Here is a 16061-nt window from a genome sequence, read left to right on the forward strand (position 1 = left end):
TAAATTACTAAAAGTACTACTAGTGTAGCAACGAGTATAGAAAGTTGTTTGGAAGAAATTTTCATGGATGTATCTACTATGAACTCACTAAAATACTGCGCTTTTTTTGTAAATGTTCTTTTTCCAATGAATTTGTGACTGCTTGAAGCGCTAAATCAAGCAGTTCAATGGCTTTTTCTATGTTTTGTGGCAACATAATAATCTGAAAGTGTTCTGTAGTATACATAACTTCATTGTTCTAAATCAGTTACTTCTCTGATTTCTACCGTTCCTCCTAAATCGTAATCAGGGAAATCTTGTGCAATTTCTTGAACCGCATCAAAATCGTTGGCAACAACCATATAGTAACCACCAATAATTTCTTTTATTTCGGTAGAAGTTAAGTCGGTTACCGTACGATTTTCGCCAACAATACGACGAATTTGTGGATTCAATGTATTTCCGTCACGAAGGATTCCTGCTTCTTCCATTTATTTCCCCATGCGAACCATTTTCCCATACGGCTTTGTAATTCTTCAGGAGAAAGACCTAAATCAGCGTAATCTACTACAACGAAAATCATCATAAATTCTTTCATAATAGTGTTTTTACAAGGTTTATATCTTTAAGACGCTTTACAAAAGATAAAAGAGGACATATTTTTTAATTATTTTTTTCTGGACTTTGAAAAGCTTGTGAAACCATACGTTTTACGACCATTCTATGAAACGGTTTGATGAGGTTCATGTATATTTTTCCTTTCTTATTATTGTATTCAACTAAAGTAGTCACTTTGATATTGTGAGAAGCGACTTTGGTGTCAGAAACAATAGCTCTAAAATTTAGGTGACTATCATTTGCTCCTAAAATAACTTCACTCGGTGTGATATCATAAATTTTAAAGAATTTGATGTAACTACCAACTTTAAATTCTTCATGATGGTCTTCTGGTAAGGTTGTCTTTAGCCCGAAAAACTGAACGATGCTGTTTCTAATTTTGAATAGAAACGCAATCAATTTTGGAGTGGTATTAAAGATTTGATTCGTAATTTCTTGAATCGAATGAATGCGATTGGTTGTTGAAAATGTATCTGCAAAATCAATTCTAGGAAGCAAATTTGCTGCATTCTCAGAGATAAAAATGGATTCTTCTTTTACTTTTAACATTAGGTGTGGATGTTAAGATGATTAAAGAATCCTAAATTTACAACTATTCCTTGCGATTTGCATATTTTTCCAAGGCTTTTCTAAGCGCTATTCCAGCCTCTTTAGTAGGTTCCCAAGAAAACTTGATGTTGTTTACTTTACAATAGCGTTCAAAGTCGCCATACAATACATCATTTGCTTTTGTGTCAAATTTTTCGCCGGGCGCATTATCAAAACTTTGTTTCAGTATTTTTCCGTCTTTAAGATAATATGTGGTTTTAAATTTACGAGGCTTCCTTTTTAAAGCATCATCAATATAATTTTTACTTTCTTCAATTACGATGATTACTGCATCGTTTTCAGAAACAACCTCTTTAATGGTAAGTAATGATTTTAACTCTTTGGCCCATTCTAAATTTCGTAAAAGTTCTTTTCTATTTTTAACTTCTACAAAATCATTCCGAAAAGTTTCTGAATAATTTTCGCTTGTTAGTTCGATAAGCTTATCGACATCATTGTTGTTTCTTGCTTCTACAAAAGATGTAATTATTCCAAGTGACGAATTATCTGAACAAGATGTCAATATAAAAACACTAAAAAAAAGCAGTAAAGTATGTTTGAATTTCATAAGTTATCTATTAAAAATTGCGCTTCCTAAAGTAGAAAACTTTAGAAACCTATGCTATAAAAAAGTAAACTATTTTTTAATTGCTTGACAGATTTTTCTATGCGAATAAAAAGTATACATCACGCAGAGAGAATTCTTTTTTCTTGAATAAATTCTGCAACATCTTTTGCCCAAACCTGATAGGCTAATTCAGATGGATGTACGCCATCACTAAAAAAATCTTCTGGGGTTGCATTCAAATTCATACGTTTTACCAAATCGTGATATTCCAAACCTTTGGCTCTATAATACACGTTTTCATAAGTATGTACTACTTTTTCGAGTTCTTTACCCAAATGCAATACCAAGTTTCCAATAACAAACTTAAAAGGACCTGTAAAAGCTGTAAACTCTTTAATTGGCGGCATATTGGCGAATACAATAGGTGTTCTTGGATACATAGAGCGAATGTCATCAATTAAGGTACGAATATGTTTGTTCCAACGTTTTGGCGTTCGAAGCACAAAACTATCATTGCCACCAAGTCCAATAACAATTAAATCTACAGAATGTTCTGTAATTTGAGGAATAATATTTTGAGTCACACATTGTGCTGTATATCCACTTTTAGCATATACTTTCCATGAAATATTTGCTGGAACATGTGTTGATAATTCTTTCGCCAACGTTCCTGTAAAACCTTTAGCATTACTTGAAGCGCCAACACCTGCAATGGTACTTTCGCCAATTGTGATCAATTGAAAAGACTGTTCACTCTCCATAGGAATCAAACCTTCTACATCTGTTGCTTCTGGAAACTCAGGAATGGTCCGTTTAATTTTCTTTCCTTGAAAGTAAAGCATCGGTAAAAGCGGAACAGAAACAATCGCGCCAAGCGTGTATTTAATATTCATAATCATTTCAAATAAGCATTATAAATATACAATTTTACATATCAAAAATATATTTGTTTAATGATTTTGTATATTTGTTAAACAAAAATGAATTATGAAGAAAACTCACCTTCCATCAAAAGTCTGTAAAGTGTGTAAACGACCGTTTACTTGGCGTAAAAAATGGGAGCGTGTTTGGGATGAAGTTCAGTATTGTAGCGAACGTTGTAGAAGAAATAAAAACAGAAAGCATGACTAAAACGGGATTGGTTTGGTTTCGAAATGATTTGCGAATTCACGATCAAATTTCGTTGGTCAAAGCAGCCAAAGAAAACAGCTTTGTGATTGCTGTATATTGCTTTGATCCACGACAGTTTGAAAAAGATCGTTTCGGATTTACAAAAACAGGAAAATACCGTGCGCAGTTTTTGATAGAAACAGTGCAGGATTTACAACAACAATTAAACGAACTGAACATTCCGCTGTTTGTACATGTTGATGTACCCGAAAAAATAATTCCTGAATATGTCAAGATTCATAAGGTTACTTCTGTTTATTTACAAAACGAATGGACTTCTGAAGAAAGAGAAGTAGTAAACAATGTTCAAAAAGAAATTACTAGTAATGTGGATTGGATTGAAGCGTACGATCAGTTTTTATTTCATCCAGAGGACATTCCGATGACAATAGACAAAATTCCACAAGTATTTACCATATTTAGAAAGAAATGTGAAAAATATGCTAGTGTTCGCCAACTGGAAACTATTTCCAAAATGCCAGAAAAAAACCGAGTGCCACAACAGACGAGAGTTCCAACATTACAAGAGTTAGGACATACAGATTTCGATACTGATTCGCGAACAGCTTTTCCTTTCAAAGGAGGTGAAAAGACAGGATTACAGCGTTTGCATGACTATACCTGGAACACCAAGAAGCTATCTTATTACAAAAACACACGAAATGGATTGGTAGGAACAGATTACAGTTCCAAGTTTTCCACCTGGTTAGGCAACGGAAGTTTATCACCGCGAATGATTTATCATGAAGTCAAAAAATATGAATCTGAAATCGTTAAAAATCAATCTTCGTATTGGATGATTTTTGAATTGATTTGGCGCGACTTTTTCAAATACATTTCCCTAAAACACGGAAACGATATCTTCAAACTTGAAGGTATTTTGCATACGCCGTACGAATGGAACACTGATAAACAATTAATTCAACAATGGATTGATGGGGAAACAGCAGAACCATTTGTAAATGCAAACATGCTCGAACTCAAACATACTGGGTGGATGAGCAATCGCGGTCGCCAAAACGTAGCTTCTTATTTTGCCAAAACACAAAAGCTTGACTGGCGTATTGGTGCCGCGTATTTTGAATCATTGTTAATAGATTATGATGTGCATAGTAACTATGGAAATTGGCTGTATGTTTCTGGTGTTGGAAATGATCCACGCGACCGAACCTTTAATGTAAAACTCCAGGCAGCACGCTATGATGGCAATAATAAATTTCAAAACCTTTGGTTACAAACTAGCTTATTTTAAATGAAAACTTTACGATTAATACTTGGCGATCAATTGAATCAGCAACATTCTTGGTATGATGATACTAACGAAGACGTTGTATACTTTATGGCAGAAATGCGTCAAGAAACGGATTATGTAAGACATCATATTCAGAAAGTAGTTGCGTTTTTTAAAAGTATGCGTTCGTTTGCCGATTGGTTGAAAAATGAGCAACACGAAGTTGTATATTATAGCTTAGACGATAAGCGAAATCAACAGGATTTGGTGTCGAATTTGAATCAGTTGATTGAAGAGTATGCTATAGAAAAATTTGAATACCAATTGCCTGATGAATACCGTTTGGATGAACAGTTGAAAATGTTTTGCCACGAATTAAATATTGAAACAGAAGCTTTTGATACTGAACATTTTTTAACAACGCGAACGGATTTTGCAGATTTTTTTGAAGGGAAAAAACAACTAGTCATGGAATATTTTTATCGCAACATGCGAAAGAAGTACAATATCATGATGTTGAATGATAAGAATCCAGAAGGCGGAAAGTGGAATTTTGATCATAGCAATCGTAAAAAATGGAAAGGTTCACCTGAAATTCCCGTTGAAAAACAATCGAAGAACACTGTTTCAGACATTTGTAAAATGATTGAAAAATCTAAAATTGAAACGATAGGTTCTATAGATGTTAACAACTTTCATTGGCCCACAAATAGAGAAGCTTGTTTGAATGTACTGAATTATTTTTGTGAAAATCTACTTCAATATTTTGGAGACTATCAAGATGCGATGCATACCGAAGAACATTTCCTATTTCATAGTCGCTTATCTTTTGCAATGAATTCTAAAATGCTGCATCCGATGGAAGTTATACAAACCGTAATTTCGTATTGGCGAGCACATAAAAACAAAATTGATATTTCGCAAGTAGAAGGTTTTGTGCGACAAATTTTAGGTTGGCGTGAATATATGCGTGGAATGTATTGGAAAGAAATGCCAAATTATAGAACTTTGAACAAATTAAATAATACGAATTCGCTTCCTGACTTTTTCTGGACAGGAAATACGAAGATGAATTGCTTGAAACATGCCATTTCTCAAAGTTTAGATCATGCGTATGCACATCATATTCAACGATTAATGGTCACTGGAAATTTTGCATTGCTCACACAAACGCATCCAGATGAGGTAGATAAATGGTATTTAGGTATTTATATTGATGCCATAGAATGGGTTGAAATTACAAATACGCGTGGGATGAGTCAATTTGCCGATGGCGGATTGGTAGCAACAAAACCGTATGTTTCCAGTGGAAGCTACATCAATAAAATGAGTAATTACTGCAAAGATTGTGTGTATAAAGTATCTAAAAAAGAGACTGAAGATGCATGTCCATTTAATGCATTGTATTGGCATTTTTTAGATGAAAAGCGTGAATATTTTAAAGGAAATCAGCGTATGTCTATGATGATGAACTTGCTCAATAAAATGGACAAAACAAAATTAGCGGCTTTGAAGAGTAGAGCAGAAGCAGTGATTGCAAATCCAGAAAAGTATTAAAAGAGAGAAGAAACCGAAGATATGAAAGAAGAAGATAAAAAACCTGACAATGTAGTTTTTGACGAAGAATCAAACAGTTATAATGCTGGTTTAAAGGCATATGCTACCAATGTTGGAGCGCCTAGTATTACTACACCTGATACGGTAACTTGGAAAAATGTGAATATTGATAAAGTCAACAAACAAGTCAAAGCACGTTATGATGAACTGAAAGCTGAATACGACGCATTGATGGAAAAGTTTGAATACAACAACTTGATTTACAATGCAAGATTTAATTTTGAGCCGATTGTTGGAGAAACATATCACTTGTATAGAGACAAATATCAGCAACCATTTTTATCGATCATTGCGCCAAGTCAATGTAACTTTGATTATGTGGAAACTTTTCGTTTGAATGCTGACAAAATGTGGGAAGTGGTTGAGGATTAATTTTTTTACTAAATATATTTTTATTGCTAGATCGTTGGAAAAATAAAACTTTGAGAGAAAAGAAAAAGTTTTCAATAATAGTAGCCGTTATTAGTCTTGTTGTTATCTGTGTGAACATCTTGATTCCAAATACAAAAAAGAAGATTTAACGTTTAAAACAATTAATTTATCAGGAAAACCAAAATTTAAATCAGGAGTTCGTGGTAAAGCAGGAAGAGGAAGTATATTCTATTATTTAGAATTACCAACAAAAGAGCATCGATATGAAGTTATAGGAGCAAATTATAAATATCTAACCCATCGACTTGAATTTCGAACCCATGTGAAATCAGGTACAGAATTGAGGATAGGAATTATTGACGATAATATACTTACGATGAGTAAAGGTGCTATTGAATATTTACAGTTTGATAAAGCACGATTCTATGAAAATCAAAAAAGCTTATTCACGAAATATATGCTTTTCCCTGTATTTATTATTTGTTCGGTAGCACTATTCTTTAAGGAACGACCAAAGATAATATTAAATGATGGAAGCTATCAAAATATAAGTTTTGGTGCTATTTTATTCATAGTTTCAATATTGAGTTTTATATTGCTTATTTTTATTATTGGCTATGATTTTATAATGGCAAGTGAGTTTATTGAATAATGAGGTTTTGACTATCTGGAAACTTTTCGTTTACATGCTGATAAAATGTGGGAAGTGGTAAATTATATTAAAAATTTATTCTGTTGATAAATAATTGGAAACAAAAGACATGGGAGGAAAAAAAGAAAGGCTTTAAAATAGCAGCTAGTATTTTTCTGGTATTCATATCAGTTTCCTTTTTTTCAAGTCCAATTTATGAAAAAGATGATATAAAGAAGATTACAGTGACACTGACTAAAAATCCTCGTTTTGTAAAGCCTCAAAATACATCAAAGGTTCAGGGTAAACCTTTTGTGATTTTTCAAACCACATCAGGCACATTTGAATTAAGAGGAATTGACTATAAATATTTAAAACATCAACAGCTTCGTAAAAATGTGAAAAAAGGCGATCAGTTAACATTAGGTGTTTTAGAAGAAAAAGTATTAACCATTCACAAAGGCAGTGTCAATTACTTACAATTTGCAAAAGCACAATTTCACAAACAAAAAAATAGGCTGTTTCTTCGTTATTTATTTACTCCTTTGTTTTTTATAGCACTGATTCCATTATTTTTAAAAAGACAACCTATGTTACGGCAAAACGACGGTCAGTATTTGAAAGTAGATTTCGCAGCTATTCTATTTTACACATTTATTGCCATGTTTATATTATTGCTAATGACGATAGGTTTTGATGCTATTAGTAGTAGTGAGTTTATTGAATGATCCAGTTTTCCGTATTTAGAACAACATCAAGTTAACGTGAGTTTGATATAACTATTCTGCTTTTTCATACGCTTCTTGCACAAAGCTTTCAACTTTCCATCAACTAGGCCAATACCTGTTAATCGTACTCTATGTCTGCACATGGTACCAAAAACCTACGAATTTTCAGGGTGTTCTGTAATTTCTTTACCTTTAAGTTTTAAACCTATATCAATGCGAGATTTGGTAGCTGGTTTTGTCACAGTAAATTTTCTTTATGGATCTCGTGGGAAAAAATTAGATTCAACCTTAATTAAAAAGTCACTAAGATTAAATACAGAAAATACTTTGATTTTTTTAAAAAATCCTTGAATAATATGCCTAGATTCATAGGCTATATCTATCCATTATAGTTGTTACATGTTTTGGATGAGCTTAAAGATTTCATTATTATAGAAAATTATGTGAAGTACTTTTTTAAAACTGATAGATAAGGTTTTGTTGAGAATTTAGATACGAGCCAATAAATAATCTCCTTTCATCATGCAAAATTTGATCTCAAAATGTAGTATCTATTCATCAAGAAGTTCTTCTGTCGAAATTACCTTATTATTGAGTTCATGGATAGGAGTCTTCAAAAACGGATATGCGCCATTTCTTTTAAATTGAACTACTAACATTTCAGAATCTTGATGCGCAGAAATGGAGAGATAATGTATATCTATGCTTGAAATCCAATATATTGGTAAGATTTCTATTTAGTTCTGAACTTTCATTGTAAAAGATAGTATGATATTCAATCCCATCCAATTCGAAGATGATAAATAGATGTGCTCCAAGGAACATGCATTTTACAGAATAATCGGTCTTGAATCCTTTGAAACAAAATGTAGCTTCAATCTAATCATTAAATGGTGTTTTTAAGTTATGCGTTGCAAATATCAAGACTACTCCATTTTAGACCAAGATACATACAACTAAAACTTCAATACTTACTTAAACCATAATGTCTTTTGTAACCTCAAAAAGTTTGTTGTAATGAAAAAAATATGTTCTAAATAGTTTCTCTATTATTCAATAATGTTTTAATATACGCTTTAAAATCAGCAGGTTTATCTACATGCAAAGCGATTTTAGTAAATGACTTTTTACTGCCAAATAAACCGTGTAATGTATGTTCGTTGTTGGTTTCAATGATCATGTTATGACCTTCCATTTCACCTAATAAAGACAATCTGACAATATTTTCTTCCTTATCAAATTCTTTGCTAGACAATGTGATTTCTTTGATGTCAGCTAGTGGAATTTCAGCTTCTTGTATAATTCCGTAGCGTAGTGACAGATCATTGTTTTCTATAGCAATTGGACGTTTCATGAGTGACTTTGCATATCCAAAAATTTGCAACCCAGAATAAATACTCAAAATGGTGAGTATCCATGCAGCAAGACTATTCCATTTTTCTAATAAAATATGTACTGGAACAACTTCTATGGCAATGATAAAAATCAATACGAAGAATAGAGACAAAGCCGTACTTTCTTTGTGATAACTGAATTCATTTTCGGCTAGTTTTCTACGTTTCCAATAGAAGAGTCCATAATAAAATACTGAGATTTCTGTTGCGAACGGTCCAGCCACAGGTTTCGGTAAAATTTCGGCACAGGTTTTTTTCAGTGCTGTAAAAAAGTCTACGGAAGTATCTTTTTGAGCTTTATGAAATAAAACGGCTTTTCGAACTTTATAAATAATAAATGACGCTACACCAATTTCTATGACTGGAATACACCAAGTTTTAAAAAGTTGTAAATATTCTTGGTTGCTTTCTGGTAACGAATTAAATCCTATCAACAACCCAATAATCATTATGGGAACTACAGTTGTTTTTGGAATGTTTGTTTTTCTAACTAATAGAAAATACAGAATAGGAATTGTAAGTAGCAAATCAGCAGAAACTGCAAATGTAAGCGTGCTAGCATGTTCTAAAAAATACGGTGATTTGATAAAAAAATACGTTCCGATGAAGAGTGCTAGTGGGATTAGAAATTTAGCAAAACGTTGTTGGAAATTCAATAGTGTTTGCATATCAAAATGTTTAGAGTTGGCTTCGCCAATTGGACACTTTTTTATTCAATTTGTTACACAAAAAGGAAATAAATTTCCAACAATATTACACTAAACTTTACCCTTGTTTTAAGCTTTCCATATCACTGATTAGTTGCTTTAACTTATTCATGATAGAACCATAACCCAATTGAAAAGAAACATGATATACGACTACTGAAAATACGGTAGCCAAAGGTATAATTGCAAATAACCCTTCGTTAGGGAAGTTAAGTGTCTCTACACCAAAAATTTCCCCAAAATTCTTTTCATATTGATTGGAGTATGTATAGATTATTAAAGGAATTAACATTGCTGGTGTAGCCGCCCAAAGTAATCTTGCTGTTGCTGCTTTTCTTTGTAATAAGAGTTTGTGCAATGATTTTAGGAAACTATAACAATTGGTTTCTTTTTGAACGCTTTCTATTTTCTGCACTTGTTTTTTTGTAATGAAGTACCATACAATACACCAAATTGAGCCGATACTTCCTGACCAAAAACTATTTCCAATGGCATAATTACCAACAAGGAAAATAACGGCCATTAATAGTAAAGTTTTAGGTTCAGCATGTAAAACACGCATAATTTTATCGCCTAAGTGTTGTGATTTTTGATTGTATAAATTTTCAATTTTTGGGATTGTTAATGTTTCATTATTGATAAAGCCTTCTTTCCAGATATGTTCAATTGATTTTTCCATGTACTAATTTTTTTAACTGTTCTTTGATTCGATTGATGCGAACGCCAATAGTATTGGCATTCATTCCCATAATGCTAGCAATTTCTTGATACGATTTCTCTTCCAAATACAATAAAATAATGGCTCTGTTGATTTCATTCAACTGTTTAATGGCATTGTAGAGTTCATTTAAAGAAGCTTCTTTAAAAAACGCTTGATTGTCGTCTTGCACATCTTTTGGAATCGCGTCCGATACAAAAGTGTTTGCGTTTTTTTTGTCTTTCTTCAATAAGGTTAAGCAAACGTTTAAGGAAACTCTATAAATCCAAGTTGACCATTCCGATTTTCCGCTGAAATTGTTGCGACTTCGCCAAATTTGCAAGCATACTTCTTGGTAATAATCTTCAAAATCTTCTTGCGAATTGCTATAGGCACGACAAATTTTGATGATGATTGCCGCATGTGGAAGAATCTGTGATGTATAAAAATCGTGACTCATTAAAAAGTTTTCTTCATCAATGATTGAATGATTTTTAAAAATAACAGAAAATAAATAATACTTATACAAGCAAGAATTATTTGCCCCATTAATGAACTCATCACATCATCTGTAGCAATTGCTGAGAAATGAAAACTAACTTTTTGATTAAGAATGTGTGCTAACATTTTGAGTTTTTTATGTTTTTACAAACTGTTTGTACTTCGTTAGTGGCTCAAAGTGGATTTTATTACATGCGATTTTTATTTTTTTTAGAAAAAAGTGAGTATGGTTAAAATAGCTTATAAAAAAGAAGGCAACTTTGTATTAGTTGCCTTCTGAATATATTGTATGTAAATTGATTGTACTACAATCCAAAACTTGCTACTACTGGATCGTCAACTTCATAATCGTATGCTCTCCAGAAGAAAGAACTTTCTCCGCCATTGTATTTCCATACCAATTCTTTTTCAGGTGTTACTTCCCAGAAACCAAAATCACCTTCACAAATCAAGGTATTTCCATTATCTAAACGTTCTGCACCAGATATTTTACTTGAAAAGATATCGTCATTCTTGTAAAACCACACTACATTAGGTTCATTGTCCGTGTTAGGCATCAATGAAAAAGGGGTTGGCATTTCCAATTCATATACTGTAGAAACTCCTTCATCAAATCCATTTACATAAAGGAGCATATTTCCTTCTCCTTGTACGCCATTTTCTAATAAATTTGGATAGTGATTACGATCGCCTCGTACTTCTCCCATCATGTTGTCATAAGCACGTGGATTTCCAAATCGGTAAACCAAATCGCCACCTTTTCCATAATTTCCTCCAGCGCCAGTAGCTGCTTCTGCAGTTGTTGTGCTATGGTCAATTACCCAAACTTCACTGTAAAAGTTTACACTTAAATAAATGATATCTTTGTTTTCATCATAATCAAGTCCGTTAGCATGCATAATATCTCCATTGGCAATCGGATTATAATTTACGTTGATTTTATGAGGATTGTCTGCCACTATTCCGTAATTAGTAAGTGAAGCATTATAGTCTTGTACAATATGATCGTAACTTCTCCACTGCCATACTACAGCATTTGTTTCTGGATTAATTTCCATTAAAGTTTCAGGGTAAATGTCACCAGGGTTTGAAGATCCTTGGGCAGCAGCTTCCGCTTCAGGAATACGTTCCCAAACTAGTAATAATACATTTCCGTTTGGTAGCATTTCTACATCATGATGCAATACAAAATTCTCGTTACTCAATGTATACTCCCATTCTACAGTACCATTGATGTTTAGAATTTTTACAATTCCTCCATAACCACCAAATTCAATTTGAGCGTTAGGAGCTTTAAAAATACCTAAGAGTTTTCCATTAGGTAATATTTCTAAGTCATTTCCTAAAGGTTCATCAAAAGTGAATTCGTGAACTTTTTGTCCCGTTTTGTTAACCAAGAATGCAGAGTTTTTACCCGCATTCACTGCAAGTGTTAAGTTGTTATGAACTTTGTCAGCGTCATACACTTCTACTTCAGGAGCTAAGGTTACTGGGGTTGGGTTTGGTGTTTCTCCTTCAGGAGTAATAATTACAGAATCATCATCGTTGCAGCTTGCAAGTGCCAATAGTAATGCACAGGCAACATATTTTAAGGTGGGTGTAATTTTCATCATAGCTTTAATTAGTAGGCTAAAAATAGATAATTATCTAGTAATTACATGAAAAAAATGTGTAATAATGAGCTTTTCTATTCAATTTTTAATGTTCATTCGTGTTTTTTGGCGTTTTCCTAGTGAAAAATTAATCGTCAATTGTATCGCTCCACGATCAATAGGTTCAAAACTTTTATTTGTTAAAATTACTTGCGGATTGATGGTTAACTTGGCTTTTTCACCACCAATTCCAAAAATAGGAATGTAACGTAATGTTGCTTGTTTAAAGTCGGTATAGACAGACAACTCTGAACCAATTACAAAAAACTGAAAATACATAAAACCGTTTATTTTTGGTGCTATGATAAAATTTCTAGTATTGATACCAATATCAGTTCCTGTTCCATAGCTATAGCCAACACCATGCCTTCCGCCAAAAACCATTTTATTCAATCCAACTGAAAGCAAGTGAAAATTTCTATTATTAGCTTCTCCAAAACTATAGCTATAACCAGCTTCAAAATTGGTGTATTTGTACATGCTAAAATCTCTAAGGTTTTGGCTGTAGCCATTCAGTATAAAACAAGAGAAAAGCAGAAATACTAGCATAGAATTTATATTCATAGTAACATCGATTTTACAGATAACGCAAGAAATTTTTTTTGTAGTATATGACGCTTTTACTCAAAATATATTTGTGAAGAGGATAATAATTGTAAAGGAAGTTGTTTTTTGTATAATAGAATAAGTATTTTAGCAAACAAACCGAATTATAAATTATACCGAAAGGCTTATTTCTTAAATTACCGCTCTTGCTACTAGATCCTCTTAAAAGTTTTATTTATCGAAAAACAGACCTGTATCGCTTTGTCTTATTTGCGAAAAAGTTTACTGAAAGGCAACGAGCAGTTGTATCCGAAGAAATATCTTTTTATAGTAAGTTGACAACAAAAGAGCAACGTGTTTTTGAACATAGAGTATTGCGTTTTATTAACAGTCATACATTTGTGGGTCGTGAAGATTTATTAGTCACAGAACGTATGCAACTCTTGATAGCTTCTACAGCGGTGATGCTTACCTTTGGATTTAGACGTTATTTACTTTCTAGGTTTGAAACTATTTTAGTATACCCACAACATTACTTTTCAAATATTACAAAACAGTATCATAAAGGAGAAGCCAATCCGACTTATAAAACTTTAGTGTTTTCGTGGGAAGATTTCGAAGAAGGCATCAAAATTGAAGACGATAATCTCAATCTTGGGATTCATGAACTTACCCATGCGGTACACTTTAGTTTTTTGACAGAAAGCAGTTATAGTGCTCGATCATTTTTAAAGCACTACGATTTATTGCTTGTTTCTTTAACTGATGCAGATGCACAAAAACGCTTGATAAAAATGAATTATTTGCGTGATTATGCGTTTGAGAATCAGTATGAATTTTTATCTGTTTTGGTTGAGCATTTCTTTGAAACTCCTGATGAGTTCAGGTCAAAATTGCCTAACATTTATAACAGAGTTAAATTGATGCTAAATATGAATGTTGCTGATTTTTAAATCTGAATTAACGGAATTCGAAGACAACTTTGTGTTCCTGCAACGATTCCTGTATTATTGCGTAATGTGCGCACATCTAAAAGCTTTTGTTCGCAAGAAGCACCGTTAATGATTTTTAAACGTTCGTTGATGTTTTCGAGCGAAATTCCTGCGCTTTCATTTAATTCTTTTTCCGTTTTTGTGATGCCTTCACCATTATCGGTAATGCATGCGTATAACATTTCTTTTTCTAGCATAATGGAAATCTTTAATTCGCCTTTTCCGTTGCGTTTCATACCTTTTAAACCATGAACAATTGCATTTTCTATCAAAGGTTGCAAAATTAATGGCGGTACTTTGGTATATTCTAGCTCTTCTTTCAGCGCGTTATCAATTACAATAGTATATGCGAAACCTTTATCAAAAAGATCGCGTTGTAATTCGATATATAGTGTTGAAATTTCAATTTCGTCTTGTAAATCTATCAATTTACGTTTTGTAGATTTTTGAACAAGTCGATACAAATGTGAAAGTCTATTTAGCCAGTTGATAGATTGATTCACATTTCCTTTTGTATAGCGTTACAGATACTTTGAATTGCATTATTTATAAAATGCGGATTCATTTGGGAATTCAAAAGATCATATCGCAACGATAATTCGTTTGATGACATTCAATACATTTTTTTAGAGTTAACATTAGTTACGCTGGCTTTAGGGATTTACTTTCAAATAGGTATATGTAAATGTACTATTGTTACATGCATAAGACAACATGTTTTTGCCTGTTTTCTCGAAAATGGGCTCTATATTCACGGAATGTAGAATGTTTTAGAAAGTGGTATTTGTTTGATTTTTAGTTTTTTGAAAGTGTTTTTTTAAAAATGCAATAAAAAACTTCAATTTTCCTGAATTGACAGCGAAAAGACGATGATTTATTGATGAAATGATGATTTTTTGACCTTGTGACAAGTGCAGAAATAGTATATTTATGCTTTTCGTATTAACTTTTTTAGTGAAAATATACTAAGAAAGTATTGTCTTAATATCAATTCAAAAGTTATTATAATTAGTGATTTACTGCCTCTATTTTATAAAAAAATAGGTAAGAAATATAATTTGTATTGATTTTTTTCTTTACTTAGATCATATTGCTGTTTTTACATTTCTTTCTCCCCCAAAATACTCGTAAAAAGTCAGCTTTTTGGAAGCTTAACATTCAGTTATTCTTGAATGTGTGTTAATGTATTACTTTTATTTTTTTGAAATATAAATTGTTATGATAAAAAAAATACTATTTGTTTTATTATTAAGTATCACTATACAATTGCAAGCACAAAGTCTTGTGAATGATGGAGCAGAAATAATGCTGCAAGAGTCAGCTCTTATATATAGTACGGAGAGTTTCGCAAATAGAAATAATGGACAAATTAAAGGAGACGGAATTATGGATTTTTCCGTAGCTAGGAATTTTGCTATAATTAATCCCGGAGTGGTTATTGGTGATTTAGGGTTTAATTCTACTTTGAGCAATAGTCCGAATGCTGGATTTATGCTAGATATTCAAGGAAATGCAGGAATCGGAATAGAAAATGGACATGATCATGTATTTATTGACGGTGATTTAGTTACGAATGGAGTTTTAGATATCGCAACTATTGATGGTTTTATTCCTGCAACAACCGATTCGTTTACCATTATATCATATACAGGAAATCTTTCGGGACAATTCACAAACGTAAATCTAGGAGCAAACCTTTCTAATTTTGCATTAGATTATACCTTGCCAGGTCAAATTAGATTGGTACACCAAAGTGTTTTAAGTACAGAAGAAGCTACTATTGAATCATTACAAGTATTCCCAAATCCAACAAATGATATCATTTATATTCGATCCTTAGATAAGATTGATAAAGTTGAAATATATAATTTATTAGGAAATCAAGTATTGGTAACTACCAAAACAGATAAAGTAGACTTAGGACTGCTAGCGAAAGGAATGTATTTGGCTAAGATTTACAGCGCAGAGAAATTTAGTGTCAAGAAAATTAAAGTGCAATAGTTATAACATTAAAATACTATGAAAAGAATTATAATAACACTAATTTGTCTTTTTGTTGGAATTCAGCAA

Annotated in this window: 20 protein-coding genes; 8 read left to right on the top strand and 12 right to left on the bottom strand. The window is 32.4% G+C overall.

The window, feature by feature from the left end; translation table 11 throughout:
• Positions 1-76: 76 nt before the first annotated feature.
• The 5 genes from MK119_RS19870 to MK119_RS19890 all read right to left on the bottom strand — a co-directional run bounded on the left by MK119_RS19870 (position 77) and on the right by MK119_RS19890 (position 2646).
• A complete protein-coding gene (locus MK119_RS19870; protein ID WP_290682631.1) occupies positions 77-226 on the bottom strand; it encodes a hypothetical protein in 150 nt (49 codons plus the stop codon).
• Between the two features lie 4 nt (positions 227-230).
• Complete coding sequence (locus tag MK119_RS19875; protein ID WP_290682633.1) at positions 231-470, bottom strand: YciI family protein; 240 nt, start codon at positions 468-470, stop codon at positions 231-233.
• Positions 471-642: 172 nt separating this feature from the next.
• The gene (locus MK119_RS19880; RefSeq protein WP_290682635.1) at positions 643-1146 is read right to left on the bottom strand and encodes a DUF2867 domain-containing protein; all 504 of its coding nucleotides are present in this window, start codon (positions 1144-1146) and stop codon (positions 643-645) included.
• 43 nt (positions 1147-1189) lie between these two features.
• Complete coding sequence (locus MK119_RS19885; protein WP_290682637.1) at positions 1190-1753, bottom strand: nuclear transport factor 2 family protein; 564 nt, start codon at positions 1751-1753, stop codon at positions 1190-1192.
• Positions 1754-1872: 119 nt separating this feature from the next.
• Positions 1873-2646, bottom strand: coding sequence for an SGNH/GDSL hydrolase family protein (locus MK119_RS19890; protein ID WP_290682639.1), 774 nt, complete (start codon positions 2644-2646; stop codon positions 1873-1875).
• 94 nt (positions 2647-2740) lie between these two features.
• Here MK119_RS19890 and MK119_RS19895 point away from each other — a divergent pair, with 94 nt between their 5' ends.
• The 6 genes from MK119_RS19895 to MK119_RS19920 all read left to right on the top strand — a co-directional run bounded on the left by MK119_RS19895 (position 2741) and on the right by MK119_RS19920 (position 7502).
• Positions 2741-2884, top strand: a complete 144-nt coding sequence (locus MK119_RS19895; RefSeq protein WP_290682641.1) for a DUF2256 domain-containing protein — start codon at positions 2741-2743, stop codon at positions 2882-2884.
• Positions 2877-4175: a DASH family cryptochrome gene (locus MK119_RS19900; protein ID WP_290682643.1), complete on the top strand. Its 1299-nt coding sequence runs from the start codon at positions 2877-2879 to the stop codon at positions 4173-4175. The genes MK119_RS19895 and MK119_RS19900 overlap by 8 nt, the downstream gene beginning before the upstream one ends.
• Positions 4176-5711 (top strand): cryptochrome/photolyase family protein, encoded by a 1536-nt coding sequence (locus MK119_RS19905; protein ID WP_290682645.1) that lies wholly within the window; start codon positions 4176-4178, stop codon positions 5709-5711.
• 21 nt (positions 5712-5732) lie between these two features.
• Positions 5733-6143, top strand: coding sequence for a DUF2452 domain-containing protein (locus tag MK119_RS19910; RefSeq protein ID WP_290682647.1), 411 nt, complete (start codon positions 5733-5735; stop codon positions 6141-6143).
• 322 nt (positions 6144-6465) lie between these two features.
• Positions 6466-6795 (top strand): hypothetical protein, encoded by a 330-nt coding sequence (locus MK119_RS19915; protein WP_290682649.1) that lies wholly within the window; start codon positions 6466-6468, stop codon positions 6793-6795.
• A gap of 83 nt (positions 6796-6878) precedes the next feature.
• Positions 6879-7502, top strand: a complete 624-nt coding sequence (locus tag MK119_RS19920; protein ID WP_290682651.1) for a hypothetical protein — start codon at positions 6879-6881, stop codon at positions 7500-7502.
• Between the two features lie 1033 nt (positions 7503-8535).
• On the opposite strand, the gene MK119_RS19925 is transcribed toward MK119_RS19920, so the two are convergent.
• The 5 genes from MK119_RS19925 to MK119_RS19945 all read right to left on the bottom strand — a co-directional run bounded on the left by MK119_RS19925 (position 8536) and on the right by MK119_RS19945 (position 12933).
• Complete coding sequence (locus MK119_RS19925; protein ID WP_290682653.1) at positions 8536-9564, bottom strand: hypothetical protein; 1029 nt, start codon at positions 9562-9564, stop codon at positions 8536-8538.
• Between the two features lie 97 nt (positions 9565-9661).
• Positions 9662-10282 carry a hypothetical protein gene (locus MK119_RS19930; protein ID WP_290682655.1) on the bottom strand — a complete coding sequence of 207 codons (621 nt, stop codon included), beginning with the start codon at positions 10280-10282 and terminating at the stop codon, positions 9662-9664.
• Positions 10266-10760: an RNA polymerase sigma factor gene (locus MK119_RS19935; RefSeq protein WP_290682657.1), complete on the bottom strand. Its 495-nt coding sequence runs from the start codon at positions 10758-10760 to the stop codon at positions 10266-10268. Before MK119_RS19935 ends, MK119_RS19930 begins: the two co-directional genes overlap by 17 nt.
• Positions 10761-11106: 346 nt before the next feature.
• Positions 11107-12414, bottom strand: coding sequence for an aryl-sulfate sulfotransferase (locus tag MK119_RS19940; RefSeq protein ID WP_290682659.1), 1308 nt, complete (start codon positions 12412-12414; stop codon positions 11107-11109).
• Between the two features lie 78 nt (positions 12415-12492).
• On the bottom strand, positions 12493-12933 hold the full coding sequence (locus MK119_RS19945; RefSeq protein ID WP_290682661.1) for a hypothetical protein: 441 nt from the start codon (positions 12931-12933) through the stop codon (positions 12493-12495).
• Positions 12934-13205: 272 nt separating this feature from the next.
• Between MK119_RS19945 and MK119_RS19950 the strand changes: the two genes are divergently transcribed.
• Positions 13206-13952, top strand: a complete 747-nt coding sequence (locus MK119_RS19950; protein WP_290682663.1) for a zinc-dependent peptidase — start codon at positions 13206-13208, stop codon at positions 13950-13952.
• On the opposite strand, the gene MK119_RS19955 is transcribed toward MK119_RS19950, so the two are convergent.
• Both MK119_RS19955 and MK119_RS24415 read right to left on the bottom strand, forming a co-directional pair.
• The gene (locus MK119_RS19955) at positions 13949-14494 is read right to left on the bottom strand and encodes a hypothetical protein (RefSeq protein ID WP_290682665.1); all 546 of its coding nucleotides are present in this window, start codon (positions 14492-14494) and stop codon (positions 13949-13951) included. The genes MK119_RS19950 and MK119_RS19955 overlap by 4 nt on opposite strands.
• Positions 14491-14604, bottom strand: coding sequence for a histidine kinase (locus MK119_RS24415; protein ID WP_366512847.1), 114 nt, complete (start codon positions 14602-14604; stop codon positions 14491-14493). The genes MK119_RS19955 and MK119_RS24415 overlap by 4 nt, the downstream gene beginning before the upstream one ends.
• Before the next feature lie 605 nt (positions 14605-15209).
• Between MK119_RS24415 and MK119_RS19960 the strand changes: the two genes are divergently transcribed.
• Entirely contained in the window at positions 15210-15992 is a 783-nt protein-coding gene (locus MK119_RS19960) for a T9SS type A sorting domain-containing protein (RefSeq protein ID WP_290682667.1), read from the top strand.
• Positions 15993-16061 lie beyond the last annotated feature (69 nt).

The sequence above is a fragment of the Kordia sp. genome (assembly GCF_022447245.1).
In the GTDB taxonomy this organism is placed as follows: Bacteria; Bacteroidota; Bacteroidia; order Flavobacteriales; family Flavobacteriaceae; genus Kordia.

Excerpts from the sequence above, each read along its gene's own strand:
- MK119_RS19945 (WP_290682661.1), bottom strand. The coding sequence starts at position 12,933 with ATGTACAAATACACCAATTTTGAAGCTGGTTATAGCTATAGTTTTGGA.
- MK119_RS19940 (WP_290682659.1), bottom strand. The coding sequence starts at position 12,414 with ATGATGAAAATTACACCCACCTTAAAATATGTTGCCTGTGCATTACTA.
- MK119_RS24415 (WP_366512847.1), bottom strand. The coding sequence starts at position 14,604 with ATGTCATCAAACGAATTATCGTTGCGATATGATCTTTTGAATTCCCAA.
- MK119_RS19875 (WP_290682633.1), bottom strand. The coding sequence starts at position 470 with ATGGAAGAAGCAGGAATCCTTCGTGACGGAAATACATTGAATCCACAA.
- MK119_RS19895 (WP_290682641.1), top strand. The coding sequence starts at position 2,741 with ATGAAGAAAACTCACCTTCCATCAAAAGTCTGTAAAGTGTGTAAACGA.
- MK119_RS19900 (WP_290682643.1), top strand. The coding sequence starts at position 2,877 with ATGACTAAAACGGGATTGGTTTGGTTTCGAAATGATTTGCGAATTCAC.
- MK119_RS19880 (WP_290682635.1), bottom strand. The coding sequence starts at position 1,146 with ATGTTAAAAGTAAAAGAAGAATCCATTTTTATCTCTGAGAATGCAGCA.
- MK119_RS19935 (WP_290682657.1), bottom strand. The coding sequence starts at position 10,760 with ATGAGTCACGATTTTTATACATCACAGATTCTTCCACATGCGGCAATC.
- MK119_RS19960 (WP_290682667.1), top strand. The coding sequence starts at position 15,210 with ATGATAAAAAAAATACTATTTGTTTTATTATTAAGTATCACTATACAA.
- MK119_RS19890 (WP_290682639.1), bottom strand. The coding sequence starts at position 2,646 with ATGAATATTAAATACACGCTTGGCGCGATTGTTTCTGTTCCGCTTTTA.
- MK119_RS19905 (WP_290682645.1), top strand. The coding sequence starts at position 4,176 with ATGAAAACTTTACGATTAATACTTGGCGATCAATTGAATCAGCAACAT.
- MK119_RS19870 (WP_290682631.1), bottom strand. The coding sequence starts at position 226 with ATGTATACTACAGAACACTTTCAGATTATTATGTTGCCACAAAACATA.
- MK119_RS19910 (WP_290682647.1), top strand. The coding sequence starts at position 5,733 with ATGAAAGAAGAAGATAAAAAACCTGACAATGTAGTTTTTGACGAAGAA.
- MK119_RS19925 (WP_290682653.1), bottom strand. The coding sequence starts at position 9,564 with ATGCAAACACTATTGAATTTCCAACAACGTTTTGCTAAATTTCTAATC.
- MK119_RS19885 (WP_290682637.1), bottom strand. The coding sequence starts at position 1,753 with ATGAAATTCAAACATACTTTACTGCTTTTTTTTAGTGTTTTTATATTG.
- MK119_RS19930 (WP_290682655.1), bottom strand. The coding sequence starts at position 10,282 with ATGGAAAAATCAATTGAACATATCTGGAAAGAAGGCTTTATCAATAAT.